This is a genomic window from Sphingomonas endolithica, from assembly GCF_025231525.1.
Taxonomy (GTDB): domain Bacteria; phylum Pseudomonadota; class Alphaproteobacteria; order Sphingomonadales; family Sphingomonadaceae; genus Sphingomonas; species Sphingomonas endolithica.
Genome location: NZ_CP103057.1, coordinates 1,329,810 through 1,348,401 on the forward strand (window position 1 = coordinate 1,329,810; position 18,592 = coordinate 1,348,401).

At 64.9% G+C, this 18,592-nt stretch carries 16 protein-coding genes; 10 read left to right on the forward strand and 6 right to left on the reverse strand.

Going from position 1 to position 18,592, the window contains the following annotated elements; genetic code table 11:
• Nucleotides 1-50 precede the first annotated feature (50 nt).
• On the forward strand, nt 51-1,583 hold the full coding sequence (locus NV382_RS06260) for a CpaF family protein (protein ID WP_260599655.1): 1,533 nt from the start codon (nt 51-53) through the stop codon (nt 1,581-1,583).
• 74 nt (nt 1,584-1,657) lie between these two features.
• Here the strand turns inward: NV382_RS06260 and NV382_RS06265 are convergent, their stop codons facing one another.
• Complete coding sequence (locus tag NV382_RS06265; protein WP_260599656.1) at nt 1,658-1,981, reverse strand: hypothetical protein; 324 nt, start codon at nt 1,979-1,981, stop codon at nt 1,658-1,660.
• 93 nt (nt 1,982-2,074) lie between these two features.
• Between NV382_RS06265 and NV382_RS06270 the strand changes: the two genes are divergently transcribed.
• From NV382_RS06270 to NV382_RS06295, 6 genes are all read left to right on the forward strand, one after another.
• Nucleotides 2,075-2,737, forward strand: coding sequence for a Fe2+-dependent dioxygenase (locus tag NV382_RS06270; protein WP_260599657.1), 663 nt, complete (start codon nt 2,075-2,077; stop codon nt 2,735-2,737).
• A gap of 208 nt (nt 2,738-2,945) precedes the next feature.
• Complete coding sequence (locus NV382_RS06275) at nt 2,946-3,809, forward strand: LysM peptidoglycan-binding domain-containing protein (RefSeq protein ID WP_260599658.1); 864 nt, start codon at nt 2,946-2,948, stop codon at nt 3,807-3,809.
• Nucleotides 3,790-4,437, forward strand: coding sequence for a hypothetical protein (locus NV382_RS06280; RefSeq protein WP_260599659.1), 648 nt, complete (start codon nt 3,790-3,792; stop codon nt 4,435-4,437). The genes NV382_RS06275 and NV382_RS06280 overlap by 20 nt, the downstream gene beginning before the upstream one ends.
• A gap of 190 nt (nt 4,438-4,627) precedes the next feature.
• Nucleotides 4,628-5,554, forward strand: a complete 927-nt coding sequence (locus NV382_RS06285) for an alpha/beta hydrolase (RefSeq protein ID WP_260600328.1) — start codon at nt 4,628-4,630, stop codon at nt 5,552-5,554.
• Nucleotides 5,551-6,768: an aspartyl protease family protein gene (locus NV382_RS06290; protein ID WP_260599660.1), complete on the forward strand. Its 1,218-nt coding sequence runs from the start codon at nt 5,551-5,553 to the stop codon at nt 6,766-6,768. Before NV382_RS06285 ends, NV382_RS06290 begins: the two co-directional genes overlap by 4 nt.
• Nucleotides 6,769-6,847: 79 nt before the next feature.
• Nucleotides 6,848-7,642, forward strand: coding sequence for a class I SAM-dependent methyltransferase (locus tag NV382_RS06295; protein ID WP_260599661.1), 795 nt, complete (start codon nt 6,848-6,850; stop codon nt 7,640-7,642).
• A gap of 135 nt (nt 7,643-7,777) precedes the next feature.
• On the opposite strand, the gene NV382_RS06300 is transcribed toward NV382_RS06295, so the two are convergent.
• Together NV382_RS06300 and phaR are read right to left on the reverse strand one after the other, a co-directional pair.
• Nucleotides 7,778-7,975: a hypothetical protein gene (locus NV382_RS06300; RefSeq protein ID WP_260599662.1), complete on the reverse strand. Its 198-nt coding sequence runs from the start codon at nt 7,973-7,975 to the stop codon at nt 7,778-7,780.
• A 13-nt stretch (nt 7,976-7,988) separates the two neighbouring features.
• Entirely contained in the window at nt 7,989-8,567 is a 579-nt protein-coding gene (phaR, locus tag NV382_RS06305; protein ID WP_260599663.1) for a polyhydroxyalkanoate synthesis repressor PhaR, read from the reverse strand.
• A gap of 94 nt (nt 8,568-8,661) precedes the next feature.
• Here phaR and NV382_RS06310 point away from each other — a divergent pair, with 94 nt between their 5' ends.
• From NV382_RS06310 to NV382_RS06320, 3 genes are all read left to right on the forward strand, one after another.
• A complete protein-coding gene (locus NV382_RS06310) occupies nt 8,662-9,666 on the forward strand; it encodes an alpha/beta fold hydrolase (RefSeq protein WP_260600329.1) in 1,005 nt (334 codons plus the stop codon).
• Between the two features lie 26 nt (nt 9,667-9,692).
• A complete protein-coding gene (locus NV382_RS06315; RefSeq protein ID WP_260599664.1) occupies nt 9,693-10,865 on the forward strand; it encodes an acetyl-CoA C-acetyltransferase in 1,173 nt (390 codons plus the stop codon).
• A gap of 400 nt (nt 10,866-11,265) precedes the next feature.
• Nucleotides 11,266-14,376, forward strand: coding sequence for a TonB-dependent receptor domain-containing protein (locus NV382_RS06320; protein ID WP_260599665.1), 3,111 nt, complete (start codon nt 11,266-11,268; stop codon nt 14,374-14,376).
• A 105-nt stretch (nt 14,377-14,481) separates the two neighbouring features.
• Here NV382_RS06320 and alr read toward each other — a convergent pair whose 3' ends face one another.
• The 3 genes from alr to mmsB all read right to left on the reverse strand — a co-directional run bounded on the left by alr (nt 14,482) and on the right by mmsB (nt 18,479).
• Complete coding sequence (alr, locus tag NV382_RS06325; RefSeq protein WP_260600330.1) at nt 14,482-15,504, reverse strand: alanine racemase; 1,023 nt, start codon at nt 15,502-15,504, stop codon at nt 14,482-14,484.
• 58 nt (nt 15,505-15,562) lie between these two features.
• Nucleotides 15,563-17,200: an MFS transporter gene (locus tag NV382_RS06330; protein WP_260599666.1), complete on the reverse strand. Its 1,638-nt coding sequence runs from the start codon at nt 17,198-17,200 to the stop codon at nt 15,563-15,565.
• A 385-nt stretch (nt 17,201-17,585) separates the two neighbouring features.
• Nucleotides 17,586-18,479: a 3-hydroxyisobutyrate dehydrogenase gene (gene mmsB, locus NV382_RS06335; RefSeq protein ID WP_260599667.1), complete on the reverse strand. Its 894-nt coding sequence runs from the start codon at nt 18,477-18,479 to the stop codon at nt 17,586-17,588.
• Nucleotides 18,480-18,592: the final 113 nt, after the last annotated feature.

Sequence of the window (18,592 nt, forward strand, 5' to 3'; positions counted from 1 at the left end):
GTCAAAGCTTGGTGCTTACCAGACGAGGTAACCACGAGGACTTTTACGGCATGAGTGCATTTGGGCGTCGCCCCGGAACCAAGTCTGGCCCAGGCAGCCGGCCCGCATTCGGCGTCGCCCGCCCGATGCAAGGCAGCGCAGCGCGCCCTGCCGAGGTCGAGCCGGTCGGTGGCGAGCAGTTCCCGCCACTGCCGATGCCAGGTGAAACGGTCGACACGCTGTCCTCGGGCGCCATGCCGGGCGCCAATCACGAGGCGATGCAGCGGCTCGCCGAGCGCCATGCGACGTCGGGCGATGCCGGCAACAGCCGGGTCGAAGGTTTCGAAAGCTCGATTCACAAGATCAAGGAACAGGTGCTGCCGCGCCTGCTCGAACGCGTCGATCCCGAAGCCGCCGCCACGCTCGACAAGGATGAGCTGGCGGAGGAATTCCGCCCGATCATCGGCGAGGTGCTGGCCGAACTGAAGCTGACGCTCAACCGCCGCGAACAATTCGCGCTGGAAAAGGTGTTGGTCGACGAATTGCTCGGTCTCGGACCACTCGAAGAACTGCTCAGCGATCCGACGATCACCGACATCATGGTCAACGGTCCGGACCAGACCTATGTCGAGCGCAAGGGCCAGCTGGTCCTCGCGCCGATTCAGTTCCGCGACGAGGAGCATCTGTTCCAGATCGCGCAGCGCATCTGCAACTCGGTCGGCCGTCGCGTAGATCAGACCACGCCGCTGGCCGACGCCCGCCTTAAGGACGGCAGCCGCGTCAACGTCATCGTGCCACCGCTCTCGCTTCGCGGCACGGCGATCTCGATTCGTAAATTCTCCGACAAGCCGATCACGCTCGACATGATGGCCGGGTTCGGCTCGATGAGCCCGAAGATGGCCACCGCGCTGAAGATCGCCGGCGCCAGCCGCTTCAACGTGGTCATTTCGGGCGGTACCGGTTCGGGCAAGACGACGATGCTCAACGCTTTGTCCAAGATGATCGACCCGGGCGAACGGGTGCTGACGATCGAGGACGCCGCGGAACTCCGCCTGCAGCAGCCGCACTGGTTGCCGCTGGAAACCCGCCCAGCCAATCTCGAAGGTCAGGGCGAGATCAGCATCCGCGATCTCGTGAAGAACGCGCTGCGTATGCGCCCGGATCGCATCATCCTGGGCGAAATTCGCGGGTCGGAGTGTTTCGACATGCTCTCGGCCATGAACACCGGCCACGATGGATCCATGTGTACGCTGCACGCCAACTCGCCGCGCGAGGCACTGGCGCGTATGGAGAACATGGTGATGATGTCGGACATCAAGGTGCCGAAGGAAGCCATCTCCCGCCAGATCGCCGACTCGGTCGAGCTGATCATCCAGGTGAAGCGCCTGCGCGACGGCTCGCGCCGGGTGACCAACGTGACCGAAGTGATCGGCATGGAAGGCCCGGTGATCGTCACGCAGGAATTGTTCAAGTTCGAATATCTCGACGAAAGCGCCGACGGCAAGATTATCGGCGAATACCGCTCGATGGGCCTGCGCCCCTACACGCTGGAGAAAGCGCGGCAATTCGGCTTCGACCAGGCATTCCTGGAAGCGTGCCTGTAAGCATGGTGAGACGAGCCGGTCAGCCCGCCAAAGCAGGATAACCGGCCCATCATCGTGTTACGACGCGGTTAGCCTTAGCGCTCGCCCTCGCCTTCGCCCTCGCCCCGTTCGTTCTCCCCGCCTTCATGTTCGCCTTCGCCGCGCTGGCTGACCCGCTGCTGGGCGGCACGCGTGCGGCGGTTGGACTTGGCGACATGTCGCGCCCGCGCGCTACGGGCGGTCTGCCGCCGGCCCTCGCCTTCGCCTTCCGCTTCACCCTCGCCGCGCTCGTTCTCGCCACCCTCGCCCTGCTGGTCCGCCGTGCTGGACAGTGGCATCGCGCCCGCTTGGGCGATGATCGCCTGCCCGGACTGCGCGATCACGAAGGCGCCTACGCCCATCCATAATTTCGTCCGCATAATGTCTCTTTCGTTCGGCGCATTGGCCATGGGTGTCGTCAACCGCTACTGGGCAAGGCCGGCCCGATCGTGGCCGCACCCGAGGATATCCCCATGCTGATCATGATTGCCAACGTACTGGACGCCGATAGTCTCCGGTCGGTGCGAGATAAGCTGCGCGACATGGCACATGTCGACGGCCGGCAGACCGCCGGGCGGGAGGCGCGCATGGTCAAGCGCAACGAGCAGGTAGATCGTACCGATCCTGCATTGTCCGAGTTGCAGGATCTGGTGGTCGATCGGTTGCTGGACAATCGCCTGTTCCAGATGGCGACACGGCCGCACCTGGTGCGCCCGCCGCTGTTCAGCCGCTACGAACCCGGCATGGCCTATGGCAGCCATGTCGACGATGCCATGATGGGCGGCATGCGCACCGATCTGTCGGTCACCGTGTTCCTGTCGGAGCCGGACGAATATGACGGCGGCGAACTGGTGATCGAATCCGCCGCCGGCGAACAGGACGTGAAGCTGCCCGCCGGCTCGGCCGTGGTCTATCCGACGACGTTCCTGCACCGGGTGGCGCCGGTCGTGTCGGGCGAACGACGCGCCGCCGTCACCTGGGTACGCAGCCTCGTCCGCGATGCCGCCGCACGCGAGCTTCTGTTCGATCTGGAAACCGCGCGCCATGCCTTGTTCGAGCGCCTCGGCAAGACGCCTGAGCTCGACCTGCTGGCCAAGACTCAATCCAACCTGCTGCGCCGTTGGGCGGAAGACTGAACGATCGCGCTGGTGATAATGGCACCTGATCGAGCACGCGGCGTGCCTGCATTCGGCCGTTACACGTGCAATGATTGTGTCAAGTTGGGCGGGTATTGCCACGCGATGAGTCGCGTGTAGACTTCGTGGGATTGCGTTGCCGGAAAGGCGCCGCTGATCGGCGGCAAACAAGAGCGGATGTCATTTAGGTAGCAGGGAGCCAGGGTTCATGCCGGATCATGTCGTTGCCAAAGGCGAGACCTTGGGCGGTATCGCCGCCCGCTACGGGACGACATGGCAGGAACTTGCCGCTGCCAACGACATGCGCAATGCCAACCTGATTCGGATCGGCCAGCGGCTGCGGGTCCCGGATCGCAGCGGCCGCGCAAGTCCGGCAAGCGGGCCCGCTGCCAATGGCGCAGGCGCCACTCGCCGCGCCGCGCCGCCTCCACCGCCGCCCCGTCCTGCCCCGGGCCGCGAGGACAGCACCAATCTGTTCCTGGGCAAGCTGATGGAATTCGGCAACGCACAGGCAAAGGCCGATTTCGAGGCAGGCAAGCGCGTCGTGGTCGCGTTGCGGACCCCGACCAACTACCGCGACAATCCGAACGGCCAGTATGACGACAAGATCGCCGTGCTGCGCAAACTGAGCGACGGCACGGTCCAGATGCGCACGTTCGATGGGTCCACCGAACCCGCCGGTGCCTATGCCCATGGACAAAGGCGCGCGGCCAGGGGCTCGCACACGGACATGAACAAGGACGGCAAGATGGACCTCGGCCGGCTCGTGCTCGGCAATTACCGCTATCGCAAGCGCGTGGGCAATTTCATGAACGCGGTCGCCTTTCGCGCGACACGGACGCAGGTCGCTGAGCGCGACACGAACCAGGACGGCAATTTCGACGCGAACGACAGTAATCGGATCGACCGCAGCGGCGCACAGCAATCGATCCTGATCCATCGCGGCGGGTCGGAGCGTTTCACTGGGTCCGCGGCCTGCCAGACGATCAAGCCCAGCCAGTATCAATCCTTCCTCGCTGCCATCTCCATCACTTCGCAACCGGAATTCAGCTATGTCCTTGCACGCCGTTGATCATCCTACCCTGCGCGCCGTTGCCGCTGCGGCATTGCTGCTCGCGAGTACCGCATGCGGCGCCACGCCCGGCGCCAATGCCGTGACCAGCGAAACCACGACAACGGCGGAACCCGCAGCAGATGCTGCCGCGCCTGCCACCCCGCCAAGCCCGGAGGCCACGCCGCTATCGGCGGATACCAACCAATCGGGCGACGACGTCGCGCCCGGCGAAGTGTCCGGTACGGAAGCCCCGGCCGCGCGGGTGCACGGCAAATGGAAGGTGATCGACGCGGCTGGGGGGGCGAGCGGCAATGCGATGGTCGGTCGCACGCTGTCGTTCAGCGAGACCGCGCTCGGCTGGGTCGGTGCCGACGGCAAGGTATCGGCCGAATGCCCCGACCCCTTCTATCATATCGTCTCGGATGCAACCGAGGTGCGGAAATTCTCCCCGGCGTTCAAGGTCGGCTGGGCGAAGTTCAAGCTGCCACCGGCTCAGGTCGGCGCCATGCACGTATGGGAGTGCGGCGATGCCGATTCGATCTTCGGCCCCGAAGACCCGGCCGGCGGCTCGGCTTTCTACCCCGTGGGAACGGACCGGCTGGTCATGAACTGGAACGACGGTACCGTCTTGTTGCTGCGCCGCTAGAGCGACGCGTCCAGGCTGGATCGACGTAGCGGGTTGCGTACGGTAGCGAACCAGACGTCGCCGCCTCCTCCGTAGCAAACCATGTTCTGCTTGCTCACCCTGCGAAGCCGCGCGACAGATGGCGCAGAGATCAACGACGATCGGGGGAGTGATGATGCGGCGGATGTTCGGTGAGCGCGCGGTCGGGCTGATGCGGCGCAGGGTGGCGCAGCATCTCGCGATCGGTCTGGCCGCTTGCGTGCTGGCGGTGCCCGCCCAGGCCCAGAATGATCGGATGACGCCGATCGCCACGCCGGCGCAGCCAACGGCGATCGACCTCGGCACCGGCCCCCTGCCCGGCGCGTCCGTCGCGGAATCGTGGCACAGTCAATATGGCAGCGTGTTCGCGCGCAACGTCACCATCGCCACGCTCACACCCTTCCTGCCCGATCCGGCCAAGGCGACCGGCGCAGCCGTGGTGGTGGCGCCCGGCGGCGGCTTCCGCACCCTGTCGATGCAGAATGAGGGCTATGACGTCGCGCGCGCGCTGGCCGCGCAGGGCGTGGCGGCATTCGTGCTGAAGTATCGCCTGATCCAGACGCCCAAGGACATGCCGGCGTTCGAACGGTCGATGAGCGAGATGTTCTCGGGCGTCGCGCGCGCGCCGCGGCCGAAGCCCGACGAGGCGATGGCGGCGCTGGCGCCGCAGATCGCCGATGCACGCGCCGCCTTCGCGCTGGTCCGCCGCCGCGCCGGCGAATGGCATGTCGATCCCAACAAGATCGGCATGGTCGGCTTTTCGGCCGGCGCCATGCTGACGATGGCGACGACGCTGGCCGGGCAGGATGCCAAGCCCGCGTTTATCGGCAACATCTACGGTCCTCTGTCCGCGGTGACCGTCCCGGCCGGCGCGCCGCCGATGTTCGTCGCGCTCGCCGCCGACGATCCGCTGTTCGGCAATGGCGGGTACGGGCTGATCGACAGCTGGCGCGCGGCCAAGCGCCCGGTCGAGTTCCACCTGTACGAACAAGGCGGGCACGGCTTCGGCATGTATCCCAAGACCACGACCAGCACCGGCTGGTTCGATGCCTTTTCGCGCTGGCTCGGCATGCATGGGATGCTGACATACGCGCGTTGAGCCGGATCGGCGCGGCCGTTGGGATCAGGAGCACGACCAACCCCCGCAGGCGCGCGTGCCTGCTCGCCGCAACCTTCGTCCTGCTCTCCGCCGCCGCGCCCGCCGCGACGGACACGCTTGCGCCCGACACCGAGGCCCGCTGGGTATTCTTCGATCTGACGCCGGGTAACCAGATCCGCTTCGCCATGACGGTCGATGGACGGCCGGTCACCGCCATCCTGGATACCGGGGTCAGCTACACAGCGCTGTCGCGTTCCTATGTCGATGCGCACCGGCTTGCCGTGCGGCGTGGCGGCAGCGCCAGCGCGATCGGTGGCGTCGTGCCGATCGGCTGGATCGACACGCGCGCGATGCAGATCGGCGGCCTGACGCGGGCTGGCGGCAGCATCAGCGTGGCGACGCTGCCGGCGAACGCGACGGGCAGCACCCGTCCGATCGAGCTGTTGGTCGGGCGCGACCTGCTCGAGGGCTATGCGCTGGACATCGATTATGATGCGCGGCGCTTCCGCCTGCTCCCCTCAGGCCGCATGCCCTTTCTCGGGGCGACCGCGCCGCTTGCCGTATCGCGCGATCGATTGGTCTATGTTGGCGAGGTGACGCTGAACGGGCGTCGGATGCGCCCGATGATCGTCGATACGGGCGATGGCAACGCGATCACCTTCTCCGCCGAAGCATGGTCGACCGCCCGGCTGGTCGCGCGGGCGCGTACCTCGACGATCTCGTTCGGCCTGGGCGGCGCGATCGTCACCGATCTGGCGATCCTTGATGAGCTCGCCACCGGCACGCTGATCGCCCGCAATGTCGAGGTGCAGTTGGAACCCGCGCGCGGCTTTTCGCAGGCAATGGGCATGGCGGGGCGCATCGGATCCGGCTTCCTGCAGAATTACCGCGTGCTGCTCGATCCCACGGCCGGGCACATGGTGCTGAAGCCCGGCGCGCGTGCCGATCTGCCGCCGTTGCGCTCGACCAGCGGGCTGCTGGTCGCGGCCGAACCCGATCGGCTGCGCGTGCTGCACGTCATGCGCGGCAGCCCGGCCGCGCAAGGTGAATGGCGCGCTGGCGATCTGATCTGCATGGTGGACGACATGCCGATCCCGCAGGATTATGCCGGCAGCGCGATGGCAAGCTGGTCGATCGGCGACACCGGCCGCGTGGTGGCATTCGACATGTGCGACGGGTCGAAACGCCGCCTGGCACTGCGCAACTTCTACTGAATTGCAGCAGAGCGGCACGACTTGCGCCGCCCGGCGGCGACGGCCACTATGTCCGCCAATCGATCTAGGGGTCCGTCTCATGCACCGCATCGCCCTTGCCGCCTTCAGCCTGGCGCTTCCCGGTCTCGCGATCGCCGCCGCGACCAGCCCCTCCCCGGCGCTGGTCGCCGCGGTAAAGGCACCCACGCGCACCCCGGCCAATGTCGCGCGCGACCGCTATCGCCACCCGGCCGAGACGCTCAGCTTCTTCGGCGTAAAGCCGACCGACACGGTGGTCGAGATCTGGCCGAGCGGCGGCTGGTACGCAGAGATCCTCGCGCCCTATCTCGCGCAGCGCGGCGTCTATTATGCCGCGGCCCCCAGCGAGAAGGGCCTCGGCGCCGTGCAGCGTCTGCAGGCGGCGAACCCGGCGCTGTTCCGCAGCATGAAGACGGCGATCTTCCCGGCAGCAGCCGGCCAGGCCACCGTGCCCGCCGGCACGGCCGACGTCGTGCTGACGTTCCGCAACGTCCACAATTGGCGCTTTGGCGAGAGCGACCGCACGCAAGCCGCCTTCGACCAGATGTTTGCGATGTTGAAGCCCGGCGGCACCTTGGGCCTGGTCGAGCACCGCCTGCCCGAGACGCAGGTGGGCGTCGACGAAGGCAAGAGCGGGTATATGAAGCGCTCGTCGGTCGTGGCCTACGCCACCAAGGCGGGGTTCCGGCTGGTCGGCGAGAGCAACGTCAACGCCAATCCCAAGGATACGCACGATTATCCGGGCGGCGTGTGGACGCTGCCGCCGAGCTATGCCGAAAAGGACAAGGACCGTGCGCGCTATGCCGCGATCGGCGAGAGCGACCGCATGACGCTGAAGTTCGTCCGCCCGAAGTGAGCTGCTTTATAGCAAGATGACGTCGGTTTGATTCACACCCGTTCGGGATGACAGATCAATCCGAGGTCATCATGACCTAGAGCACGATGACGTCACCTTAACCGTGGGAGTGAATCCGCTCAAAGCCATTTAGCTCTACAGGTGAAAGGCGATGATCGCCGACACCGCGGCCGCGATCAGCGCGAGCATCTGCACGCTCGGCGAGTCGATCCAGCCAACCCGGTCCGGATCTACGCGGCGCTTGCGCCGTCGCTCGCGCAGCCCGAAGACCCCCGCGAGCATGATGGCCGCGAGCGTAATCGCCAGCCATGGCCAGGCAGCGTCGTCGATCACCGCCCCGACCAGCTTATTTGTCCAGCTTCTCGATCTTTTCGGTAAGCTTGCTCAGCTCAGCCTTGAGCGACGCGATCTCATCGTCCTTACTGGCGGCGGACGGCGCGGCCGGCGCACTCCCCGTCATCGGCATGCCAGGCATCTGGCCGCCGGGTTTGAATGCGGTGGCGGCGGCTTCGAACATCGCCATGTTGCGCTTGGCGATATCGGCGAAGGGAGAATTGGCGAACGCACCCTCCACCGCGCTCTTGAACTGGTCATGGTTGCGGCGGAAGCTGTCCATCGACGCCTCCAGATAGCCCGGCACCATCGTCTGCATCGAATCGCCATACATCGAGATCAACTGCCGCAGGAAGTTGATCGGCAGCATCGTCTCGCCGCGCGACTCTTCTTCCATAATGATCTGCGTTAATACGTTATGTGTTATGTCCGCATCGGTCTTGGCATCCACGACCTTGAAGTCGCGGCCTTCGCGCGTCATCGCGGCAAGATGTTCGAGCGTGATGTAAGAGGAGGTTTCGGTATTATAGAGCCGCCGATTGGCGTATTTCTTGATGATCACCGGGCCGTCGCCCACGCTTTGCTTCTTCATGGCGAAAGGCTCCCCAACCGTGTCTGAACCGCCTGTATCACCCTTTCTTACCGCACCGCAACACAGCCCCCGGCCGCTGCCACTGTTTCTCGACATGCTGCGCGCGGAGACTGCCGCATCCCCCGATCGTCAGGCAGCGGCGCTGGCGGGATTGCGCGCCTATCAACAAGCATCCCGCGGCCGGCCCCAGCGGCGCGCGCCGGCGCGCTTCCGCAAGGGCCGGGCGCGGCTGCGTGATTATGGCCACAAGGGTGGCGGCCGCCGGCCGCTGATCCTCGTGCCCTCGCTGATCAATCCGCCCGGCATCCTGGATCTCACCCCGGACGTATCGCTGCTCCGCTGGCTCGCCGCCCAGGGCTTCCACCCCTATCTGCTCGATTGGGGCAGCCCGACACCCGCCGACCGCGCGATGGACGTCACCGGGCATGTCGAGCAGCTGCTGTTGCCGCTGATCGCCAGGCTTGGCGAACCGCCCGTGCTGGTCGGTTACTGCCTAGGCGGCACGATGGCGCTCGCCGCGGCCTGTGCCGCGCCGGTGGCGGGGCTGGCGCTGATCGCCGGGCCGTGGCGCTTCGATGGCTTCGGCGATGCCGCGCGTGCCGATATCGCCAGGCTATGGGCGGCGGCCGGCCCGGTGTGCGAAACGATGGGCGCCGTGCCGATGGAAGTGCTGCAATCGGGCTTCTGGCGGCTCGACCCCCAGCGGACGATCGCCAAGTACGAGGCGTTCGCCGCCATGGAACCGGGCAGCCGCGGCGCGCAGCTGTTTGTCGCCATGGAGGATTGGGCGAATGCCGGCGCGCCGCTGACCTATGCCGCGGGGCGGCAATTGTTCGAGGAATTCATCGCCGGTGATGTGACCGGCAGTGGCGCCTGGCGCGTGGGCGGCGTCTTGGCCGATCCCGCCGCTTTATCCTGCCCCGCGATCGACTTCGTGTCGCTCAGCGACCGGATCGTGCCGGCGGAGAGCGCAGCCGACCTGCCCGACCGGCGCGATCTCGGGGCGGGCCATGTCGGCATGATCGTCGGGCGCGGCGGACGCGCGCAACTATGGGAGCCGCTGGCGCACTGGATCGGCGCCCTGCCCCGCTCTACATGAGCCAACAATATTGCAGGAGAGCCTTCATGGACATCGTCATCACCGCCGCCAAGCGCACCCCCGTCGGCAGCTTCATGGGCGCCTTTGCCGCGACGCCGGCGCATGAACTCGGGCGGATCGCGATCGAGGCGGCGCTGGAGCAAGCGGGCGTCGATGGCGCCGACGTGTCGGAAGTGATCCTGGGCCAGGTGCTCACCGCCGCGCAGGGCCAGAACCCGGCGCGTCAGGCATCGATGGCCGCCGGCGTGCCCAAGGAGATCCCCGCCTGGGGCGTCAACCAAGTGTGCGGCTCCGGCTTGCGCGCGGTCGCATTGGCAGCCCAGGCGATCCAGTCCGGCGACGCCACGATCGTGGTCGCCGGGGGCCAGGAATCCATGTCGATGTCGGCGCACGCACAGCATCTGCGCGGCGGCACCAAGATGGGCAACGTCACGATGGTCGACACGATGGTCAGCGACGGGCTGACCGACGTGTTCAACAATTACCATATGGGCATCACGGCCGAGAACCTGGCCGAGCAATATCAGATCCCCCGGGCGGCGCAGGACGAATTCGCCGTGCGCTCGCAGAACCTGGCCGATGCGGCGCGGTCGTCGGGGCGGTTCGTCGACGAGATCGCGCCGGTCACGCTGAAGGGGCGCAAGGGCGACACGATCGTCTCGGACGACGAATATATCCGCGCCGGCGTGACGCTCGACAGCGTGTCGGGCTTGCGGCCGGCGTTCAAGAAGGACGGCAGCGTCACCGCCGCCAATGCCAGCGGCCTGAACGACGGCGCCGCCGCTTTGGTCATCATGAGCCGTGAGGAAGCGACACGCCGAGGATCACCGATCCTCGCCACGATCAAGAGCTGGGCATCGGCCGGCGTCGATCCCTCGATCATGGGCATCGGCCCCGTCCCCGCCACCCGCCGGGCATTGGAAAAGGCCGGCTGGTCGATCGGCGATCTAGACCTGATCGAAGCCAACGAAGCCTTCGCCGCGCAGGCGCTGTCGGTCGGCAAGGAACTCGGCTGGGATGCGGACAAGGTCAACGTCAACGGCGGCGCGATCGCCATCGGCCACCCGATCGGCGCCAGCGGAGCCCGGGTGCTCACCACGCTGATCTACGAAATGCACAAGCGCGACGCGAAGAAGGGACTGGCGACGCTCTGCATCGGCGGCGGCATGGGAATCGCGATGTGCGTGGCGCGCGAGTGAGGCGCTCGACTGCTATGCTGTTGTAATACGCTCGTTTTCAATCTGTAGCATCATTGCAACAGATTGAGGGCCTTTGGGACAATTCGTGTTTGCTCCAGTGAAAAAGGGTTGCGGACCTTGGGCAAACCTTGCTCCTTGATGAACAGAACTAACAGGTTCTTCATTTTAGGGGGTCAAATCTATGAAAATGTGCCATCTGCTAGGCGCTACGGCGCTTGCAAGCTCACTGATCGTTGCCACTCCCGCTTTCTCACAGACGACACCATCCGATTCTGAAATAGCGCAGCCAGTCGGGGCTGCCGACGTTCAGCAGACTGAAACTAGCGCCGATGGATCTGATGCCGAGGGGACTGTCGTGGTCACCGGCTCGCGCATCCGTAGGCCCAACGTCGAATCGGCTGTGCCCATCGCCACCTTCGGTGGCGAAGAGTTCTTCAGACAGGGTCAGACTAGCGTCGGAGACGCACTCAACGAGTTGCCGCAGTTGCGCACGTCGGTTGCTCAGCAGACCGTAGGCGCGGGCGTCGGCGTTGCCGGCCTCAACCTGCTCGATCTGCGTGGCCTTGGGACGATCCGCACCCTGGTTTTGGTCAACGGCCGTCGCCATGTCCCGGCCGACATCCTGAACAACGCTGCTTCGGTGGATGTCGGCTCGATCTCTACCGACCTGATCGAGCGCGTAGAAATCATCACCGGCGGCAGTTCGGCGGTCTATGGTTCGGACGCGATCGCGGGTGTGGTCAACTTCATCCTGCGCGACAATTTCAACGGCCTTCAGATCCGCGGTAACACCGGGGTTGCCGAAGCAGGCTATGGCGGCAACCAGTTCATTTCGGCGCTGGGAGGCTTCAACTTCGCCGACGACCGCGGCAACGTGACCGTGCAAGGTGAATATTCGAAGTCCAAACGGGTATTTTACTCGGACGTTCCGCATCTGCGCCAGGTCAACGGCTTTGTCGCAGTCGACGCGGATAGCACCGGGCTGCCGCAGGGCAGCGACGGCTTCCCGGATAACGTTTTCCTACGCGACATCCGCCAACCGCTGACCAACCGTTTCGGTGTGGTTGGCATTCCGCAGCAAAATGGCTCCGGAGCATGCGGCACTGGTACGCTCGCCAACAATGGTGCCCCCAATACGGCGGGCACTGCCTACACTTGCTCTTTCCTCTTCACGCCAGGTGGCCGCCTTACCCCGCTGACCGGCACGCGCGTCGGCACGGGCCCTGGCGGCTCCGTCATCGGCGGCAATGGCCAGACCGGACGCGAGGACAATCAGGGTTCGCTATTCCCACGCAACGAACGCTACAACATCAACCTGCTCGCGCATTATGAGTTCAGCCGCGCATTCGATCTGTTCTTCGAAGGAAAATACTCGCGCATCAAGACCGTGGGCAACAACGCCGGCCCGACGTTCCTCAACAACACCACCGCATCCTTGGGCAACGATGCCCGTCTTAATCCGCGGCTCGACAATCCGTTCCTGAATGCGGCAGATCGCGCGACGATTGCCAGCGGTTACCTTGCGAACAATTGCACTTTCCCCCTGGGAACATCCATCGGTGCCGTGTCGTGCGTAAACAACACACCCGGCCAGGCTGGCGCGACTCCGGCGCAGGAAGCCACGCGAGCGGCTGCTTTGGCCGCTCGCAACCTGGCGATCGCAAATGGCACCTACCGCTTCCTTTTCGCCCGCACGCTGACCGATCTGGGCCCGCGCGACGAATATTTCGACCGGGAGACCTACAGGTTCGTTGGTGGCGTCCGCGGTGATTTCAACGACGACTGGCATTACGAATTTTCGGCGAACTACGGCAAGTTCAAGGAGACCGACGAGCTGACCGGTTATGTAAACCGTCAGCGTTTCCTCCTTTCGCTGGACGCCGGCCGCAACCCGGTCACCGGTGCGATCCAGTGCCGCTCGCAATTTGACCCAGCCGCAGCTACCGGGCTGGCGGCGTTCAGCGGCTCGGCGGCGGCGCTGGCGACGGACATCGCCGCCTGCGTTCCGTACAACGCGTTCGGCGCACCCAATAACCAGGCAGCGATCTCATACTTCAGCTACGTTGCCCACAATCGCTCTTCGATCGATCAGCTCGATTTCCAGGGCTTCGTCTCGGGCGACTCCAGCCAGTTGTTCTCGTTACCAGGCGGGCCGGTCCGCTTCGTGGTCGGCGGTGAATATCGTCGTGAAAAGGCGTTCAACGACAGTGATGACGCCGCCGACAATGGCATCTCGAACAACGTGTTCCTGGGCGATGCCGCGCCTGGCGCGACGAAGGTGAAGGAAGCATTCGGTGAACTTCAGTTCCCCATCCTCCGCGATACGCCGTTCTTCGAGGAACTGACGGTAACCGGCGCCGGCCGCATCTCCGACTATAACAGTGCGGTCGGTACGGTTTACACCTACAATGGTGGTGTCGAATGGGCACCGATCCGGGATATCCGATTCCGTGGCAATTACGCTCGCGCTGTGCGGGCGCCGAACGTGTCGGAAAATGGCTTCCCGAACGTAAACAACTTCGCGAACAGCTTTGTCGATCCGTGCAACGTCAATGCGATCGGCAACAATCCGAATCGCGGCACGAATTGCGCGTCGCAGCTCTCCGCGGCACAGCTTGCGAACATTGCACCGGCGGGTTACTCGCTCGGCGTCATCAGCGGCAGCAACCCAAACCTGATCGAGGAATCGTCGGACTCCTACACGCTCGGCGCCGTCATCACGCCAAGGTTCCTGCCGGGCTTCTCCCTCAGTGCCGACTATTTCGACATCAAGGTCAAGAACGTGATCGTTTCGCTTACGGCGCAGCAGATCGTGGATGCCTGCTATGACTCGGTTTCACTAAGCAGCCCACTTTGCGCCACGTTCAGTCGCAACCTCACCGGTGGTGCCGGTGCTGCGGGCGAACTCCCTGGCCAGATCCTGAACTACACCGTTGTTCAGGGCCCGCAGAACTTTGCGAGCCGTGTTCGTCGCGGCCTGGATATCGAAGCGGCGTATCGCACCAACCTGACCGACAACATCCGGCTCGATACGCGCCTGAACCTGTCGCACATCTTCCAGAACAGCAATTTCGAAGACGCGACCAATCCTAACCTCGAAAACCGGCTTCTAACCGAGGTAGGCGATCCAAAGAACGAGTTCCGCTGGCTGGTGGATGTCGGCTTCGGACCGCTGACGGTCGGCTATACGATGCGCTACATCAGCCCACAGCTGGTGCTCGGGCCAACGGCGGCGACGACGTACGAGAACCTGAACCCGCTCAACGGCCAGCCGCCGCTCAACGCCGACGTATTCGACATCCCATATTATCCGAGCGTCCTGTATCACAGCATTCGCTTCGACTTTAAGGTCAGTGGCGATGGTGATGGCGATGGTTTCAACTTCTTTGCTGGCGTTGACAACCTGACCAATCGAATCCCACCATTGGGTGCGAGCGCTGCGACGAGTTCGTCAGGTATCTTCAATGCTCGCGGTCGCAACTTCTTCGCGGGCTTCCGTGGAAAGTTCTAACCGGGCGCAATAAGCTTGTGGGGGCGAGGCTGTGGCCTCGCCCCATTTTTGCGCACAATAAACTACATCCAGTCAGCGATTCCGACAGCGGAGTTCGTAGGCGCTTTACCCCCAGTAGCGCGCGAAGCGGGCGCTCAGGCTGGTTAGTAATTCATACTCGCTCATTCCAGATTGGGCCGACGCTTCGGGCAATCCGAAGTCAATCGCGATCCAATCACCCTCCCCGAGCGTGGCTGCGGCCGATACATCAAGTGCGACGAGATCCATCGACACTCGACCGATGACGGGAAGCATGGTGCTGCCAAAGCAGGCACTGCCCCGATCCGAAAAGCTGCGAAAATAGCCGTCGGCATAACCAAGGTTGATAATCGCAACCTCGGCGTGCTGATCCGCGCACCAGGTGGCGCCATATCCTACCGTCGCCCCCGCCGCGACACGCCGCCGCTGGAGCAGCTGCGCTTCGGGCGCGACCACTTGGCGAACGGTGCCCTTGAACTCACTCCGCGGTACGCCGCCATACAGCGCTAGTCCCGGCCGTGTCAGATCGAAATGATAGTCGCTTCCCAGCGCAATCCCAGCCGAATTAGCCAAGCTCATCCGCCGCGCTCCCGTCCGTCCCGCCAGCACCGCAAACGCCACCCGCTGGCGCTCGTTCATCGGGCTGTCTTCATCCGCACAAGCCAGATGGCTCATCAGCGTTTCGATCTGCAGCCCCGCCAGCAGATCGAGTTCATCGACCGACAAGCCCAGCCGGTTCATGCCCGTATCGATCATCACGTCGCACGCGCCCCCGCCCGCTGCCTTCCAGCGCGCCACTTGTTGCGCAGTGTTGAGCACGGGGCGGGCGAAGCCGGACAAGGCGGCCGGCATGTCCTCCGCGCGCACGCCGTGCAGCACCGATACCGGCAGGCCGATCGGTGCCAGCGCCTGGGCCTCGGCCCAATTGGCGACGAAGAAGTCGCGGCAGCCGGCGCCGGCGAGGCGCTCGGCCACCTCGATGGCGCCCAGGCCATAGCCGTTGGCCTTCACCGCCGCGCCGCATGCGGCGGTGCCGCTCATCCGGTCCAGCGTGCGCCAATTGTCGATCAGGGCCTGGGTGTCGAGGCGGAGGCGGAGGGGAGCGCTAATGTCAATCACGTCGGCTGCCGTATGCCCGCCGCCCTGCGCGCACAAGGTCCGCGATTGGTCAGGCGGCGGCGGGCGGCACGTGCTTGGGCTCCTGCAGGCCGATCACCGTCACCACCAAGGCCATCGCCACCACGCACCACGTGTACCACAGACCGGCATAGGGATCGCCGCTGCGCGCGACGATGTACTGGCTGATGAACGGCAAGAACCCGCCGAAATAGCCGGTGCCGATATGATAGGGGATCGACATCGAGCTGTAGCGGATGCGCGGCGGGAACATCTCCGCCAGCAGCGCCGCCACCGGGCCATAGGTGACGCCGGATAACGCACCCAAGACCAGGATGGAGAACAGGATGACGACGATATTGCCGGCCGGCGGCACGACCTTGTCCAGATTGTAGCCCGCCGCGACCAATGCCTTGTCGAGGCCGGCCGGCGTCATGTCCGCCACGCCCTCGCCGCCGATCCTGACGACCGTCGCCGGCGTGTGCTCCTTGGTATATTCGACGCCCTTCTTGGAAAAATAGTCGAGCAGCTTGCCGCATTGGTCGACCTGCTGGGCGGCGAACGGATCATAGGCGCAGGAAGGCCCAGAGACGATCACCGGTGCGCGGCGCGCGGCGGCGGACAGCCCTGGGTTGGCGGCGCTGCCCATCACCCAGAATACCGGGAACAGCAGCAGCAAGGTCGCGGCATAGCCGACCACGATCGGCTTCTTGCGCCCGATCCGGTCCGACAGGCGGCCGAAGAACACGAACCAGAACAATCCCGATGCCGCCCCCACCCCGACGATCAATTGCGCGGCGGTTTCCTCCACGCGCATCGTCGTCTGCAGGAACGACAGAACGGTGAACATCGCGGTGTACCAGATCACGGTCAGCCCGGCGGCGATGCCGAACAGCGCCACGAATAGGCGCTTGAGGTTGCCGGGATAGGTGAAGCTTTCGGTGAAGGGATTGCGCGCGGTTTCGCCCGCTTCCTTCATCGATTTGAACACCGGGCTCTCGGACAGTTTCAGCCGCATGTAGAGCGATACGGCGAGCAGCAGCAGCGAGAACAGGAACGGCAGGCGCCAGCCCCAATCGTCCCAGATGTCGGTCGGCAACACCGCCTTGGTGGAAAGCACCACGACCAGGCTGAGGATAAAGCCCCCGACCACGCTGGCCTGGATGAAGCTGGTGAAATAGCCCGATCGGCCGGGCGGGGAATGCTCCGCGACGTAGATCGCCGCGCCGCCATATTCGCCGCCCAGCGCCAGGCCCTGCAGGATGCGCAGAAGGATCAGGATCAGCGGTGCGGCGACGCCGATCGAGGCGGCCGAGGGCACCAGCCCCATGCCGGCAGTGGCGATGCCCATCAGCGTGATCGTGACGAGGAAAGTGTATTTCCGCCCCCACCGATCGCCGAGAAAGCCGAACAGCACGGCGCCCAGCGGGCGGAAGCCGAACCCGACCGCAAAGCCGGCCCAGGCGAACAGCGTCTGCAGCAATTCCGAGCCGCCAGGGAAGAAAGTGCGACCGATGATGCCCGATGCCGCCAGCGTGCCGTAGATGAAGAAATCATACCATTCGAACACGGTGCCGAGCGACGAGGCACTGATGACGAGCTGGATTTCCTTGCGGCTCGGCGCCGGGCAGGCGGCGGTCGGCGGGTCGCCGGGCAGACCCGCAAGATCATCAGCGCCGGTGACGGCCATATTCCCCTCCCGTGCGCCAATGCAGCGCGAATGTTGAATATGTTGAGCCGCGGGAACTTTTCAACATTGCCGGTGTCCGCTGCGGTGCACCGACGCCGCGGATTAGCGGGTTTGATGCTTGTAGGACAGCAGGAAGGCATCACCAGACCGTCACCCCGGACCTGTTCCGGGGTCCAACGTGCCGCACAACTATGCTCTCGATCCACTATCCGCATCGCCAGCCGCTGGGTGGACCCCGCGCCAAGGCGGTGATCGTACCGCTTGGACATGGTCCACCTCGTCATGTCCGCGCAGGCGGGGATCCATACCGGCTTGCTTAGCTGCGCCGGGATGACGAATCATGCTCGTGCCGGATAGCCGCCGACCAATTCCGGGGCGCGCGAGGTCAAGATCCAGAATGCCTCTCATCCAGCATCCGGATGATGCCCGAAAAGTCGGTGCCGCCCTGCCCTTGCGCGTTGAACCGCTCGTACAATTCCGCCGCCTTGGCGCCCATCGGGGTGTCCGCATCGGCACCGGATGCGGCTTCCATCGCCAGCCGCAGGTCCTTCAGCATCAGCGCGGTGGCGAAGCCGCCCTGATAATCGTGGTCGGCCGGCGTGTCGGGGCCGACACCGGCCAGCGGCGCATAGGACGTCATCGACCAGCTCTGGCCAGACGATACGCTGGAAATGTCGAAGAACTTTTGCGGATCGAGCCCCAATTTCTGGGCCAGCAGGAACGCCTCGCACGTGCCGACCATGGTGACGCCCAGGAGCATGTTGTTGACGATCTTGGCTGCCTGTCCGCTGCCGCCGACGCCGGCATGGATCACTGCCTTGCCCATATCGGCCAGGAACGGCTGCGCGCGCTCGAACCCTTCCGCGCTGCCGCCGACCATGAAGGTCAGCGTGCCGGCACTGGCCGCGGCGATACCGCCCGAAACGGGCGCGTCGACCATCGTGAACCCCTTGGCCTGCGCCGCTTCGGCGACGCGCCTGGCCGTGGCGACGTCGATCGTCGAGCAATCGATCAGGATCGCGCTGACCGGTGCGGCGGCGAAGACCGCGTCGGCATAGACCGTTTCGACATGGCTGCCGGCGGGCAGCATGGTGATGACGGCCTCGGCGCCGTCCAAGGCTTCGGCGGCGCTGGCAGCGGCCAGGCAGCCCGCTTTCTCGGCCTTGGCGAGCGCCTCGGGCGAGAGATCGAAGGCGCGGACGTCATGTCCCTTCTTTGCGAGGTTCGCAGCCATGCCGCCGCCCATATTACCCAGACCGATGAATGCGACGCGTGCCATTTCTCTCTCCTAATCCTCTTCGTCATCCCGGCCTCGAGCCGGGATCCAGGGCCGCGCGCGCTGTGCTGCCGGCTCTGAATCCCGCGTCGAGCCCGGGATGACGATTACTCTGG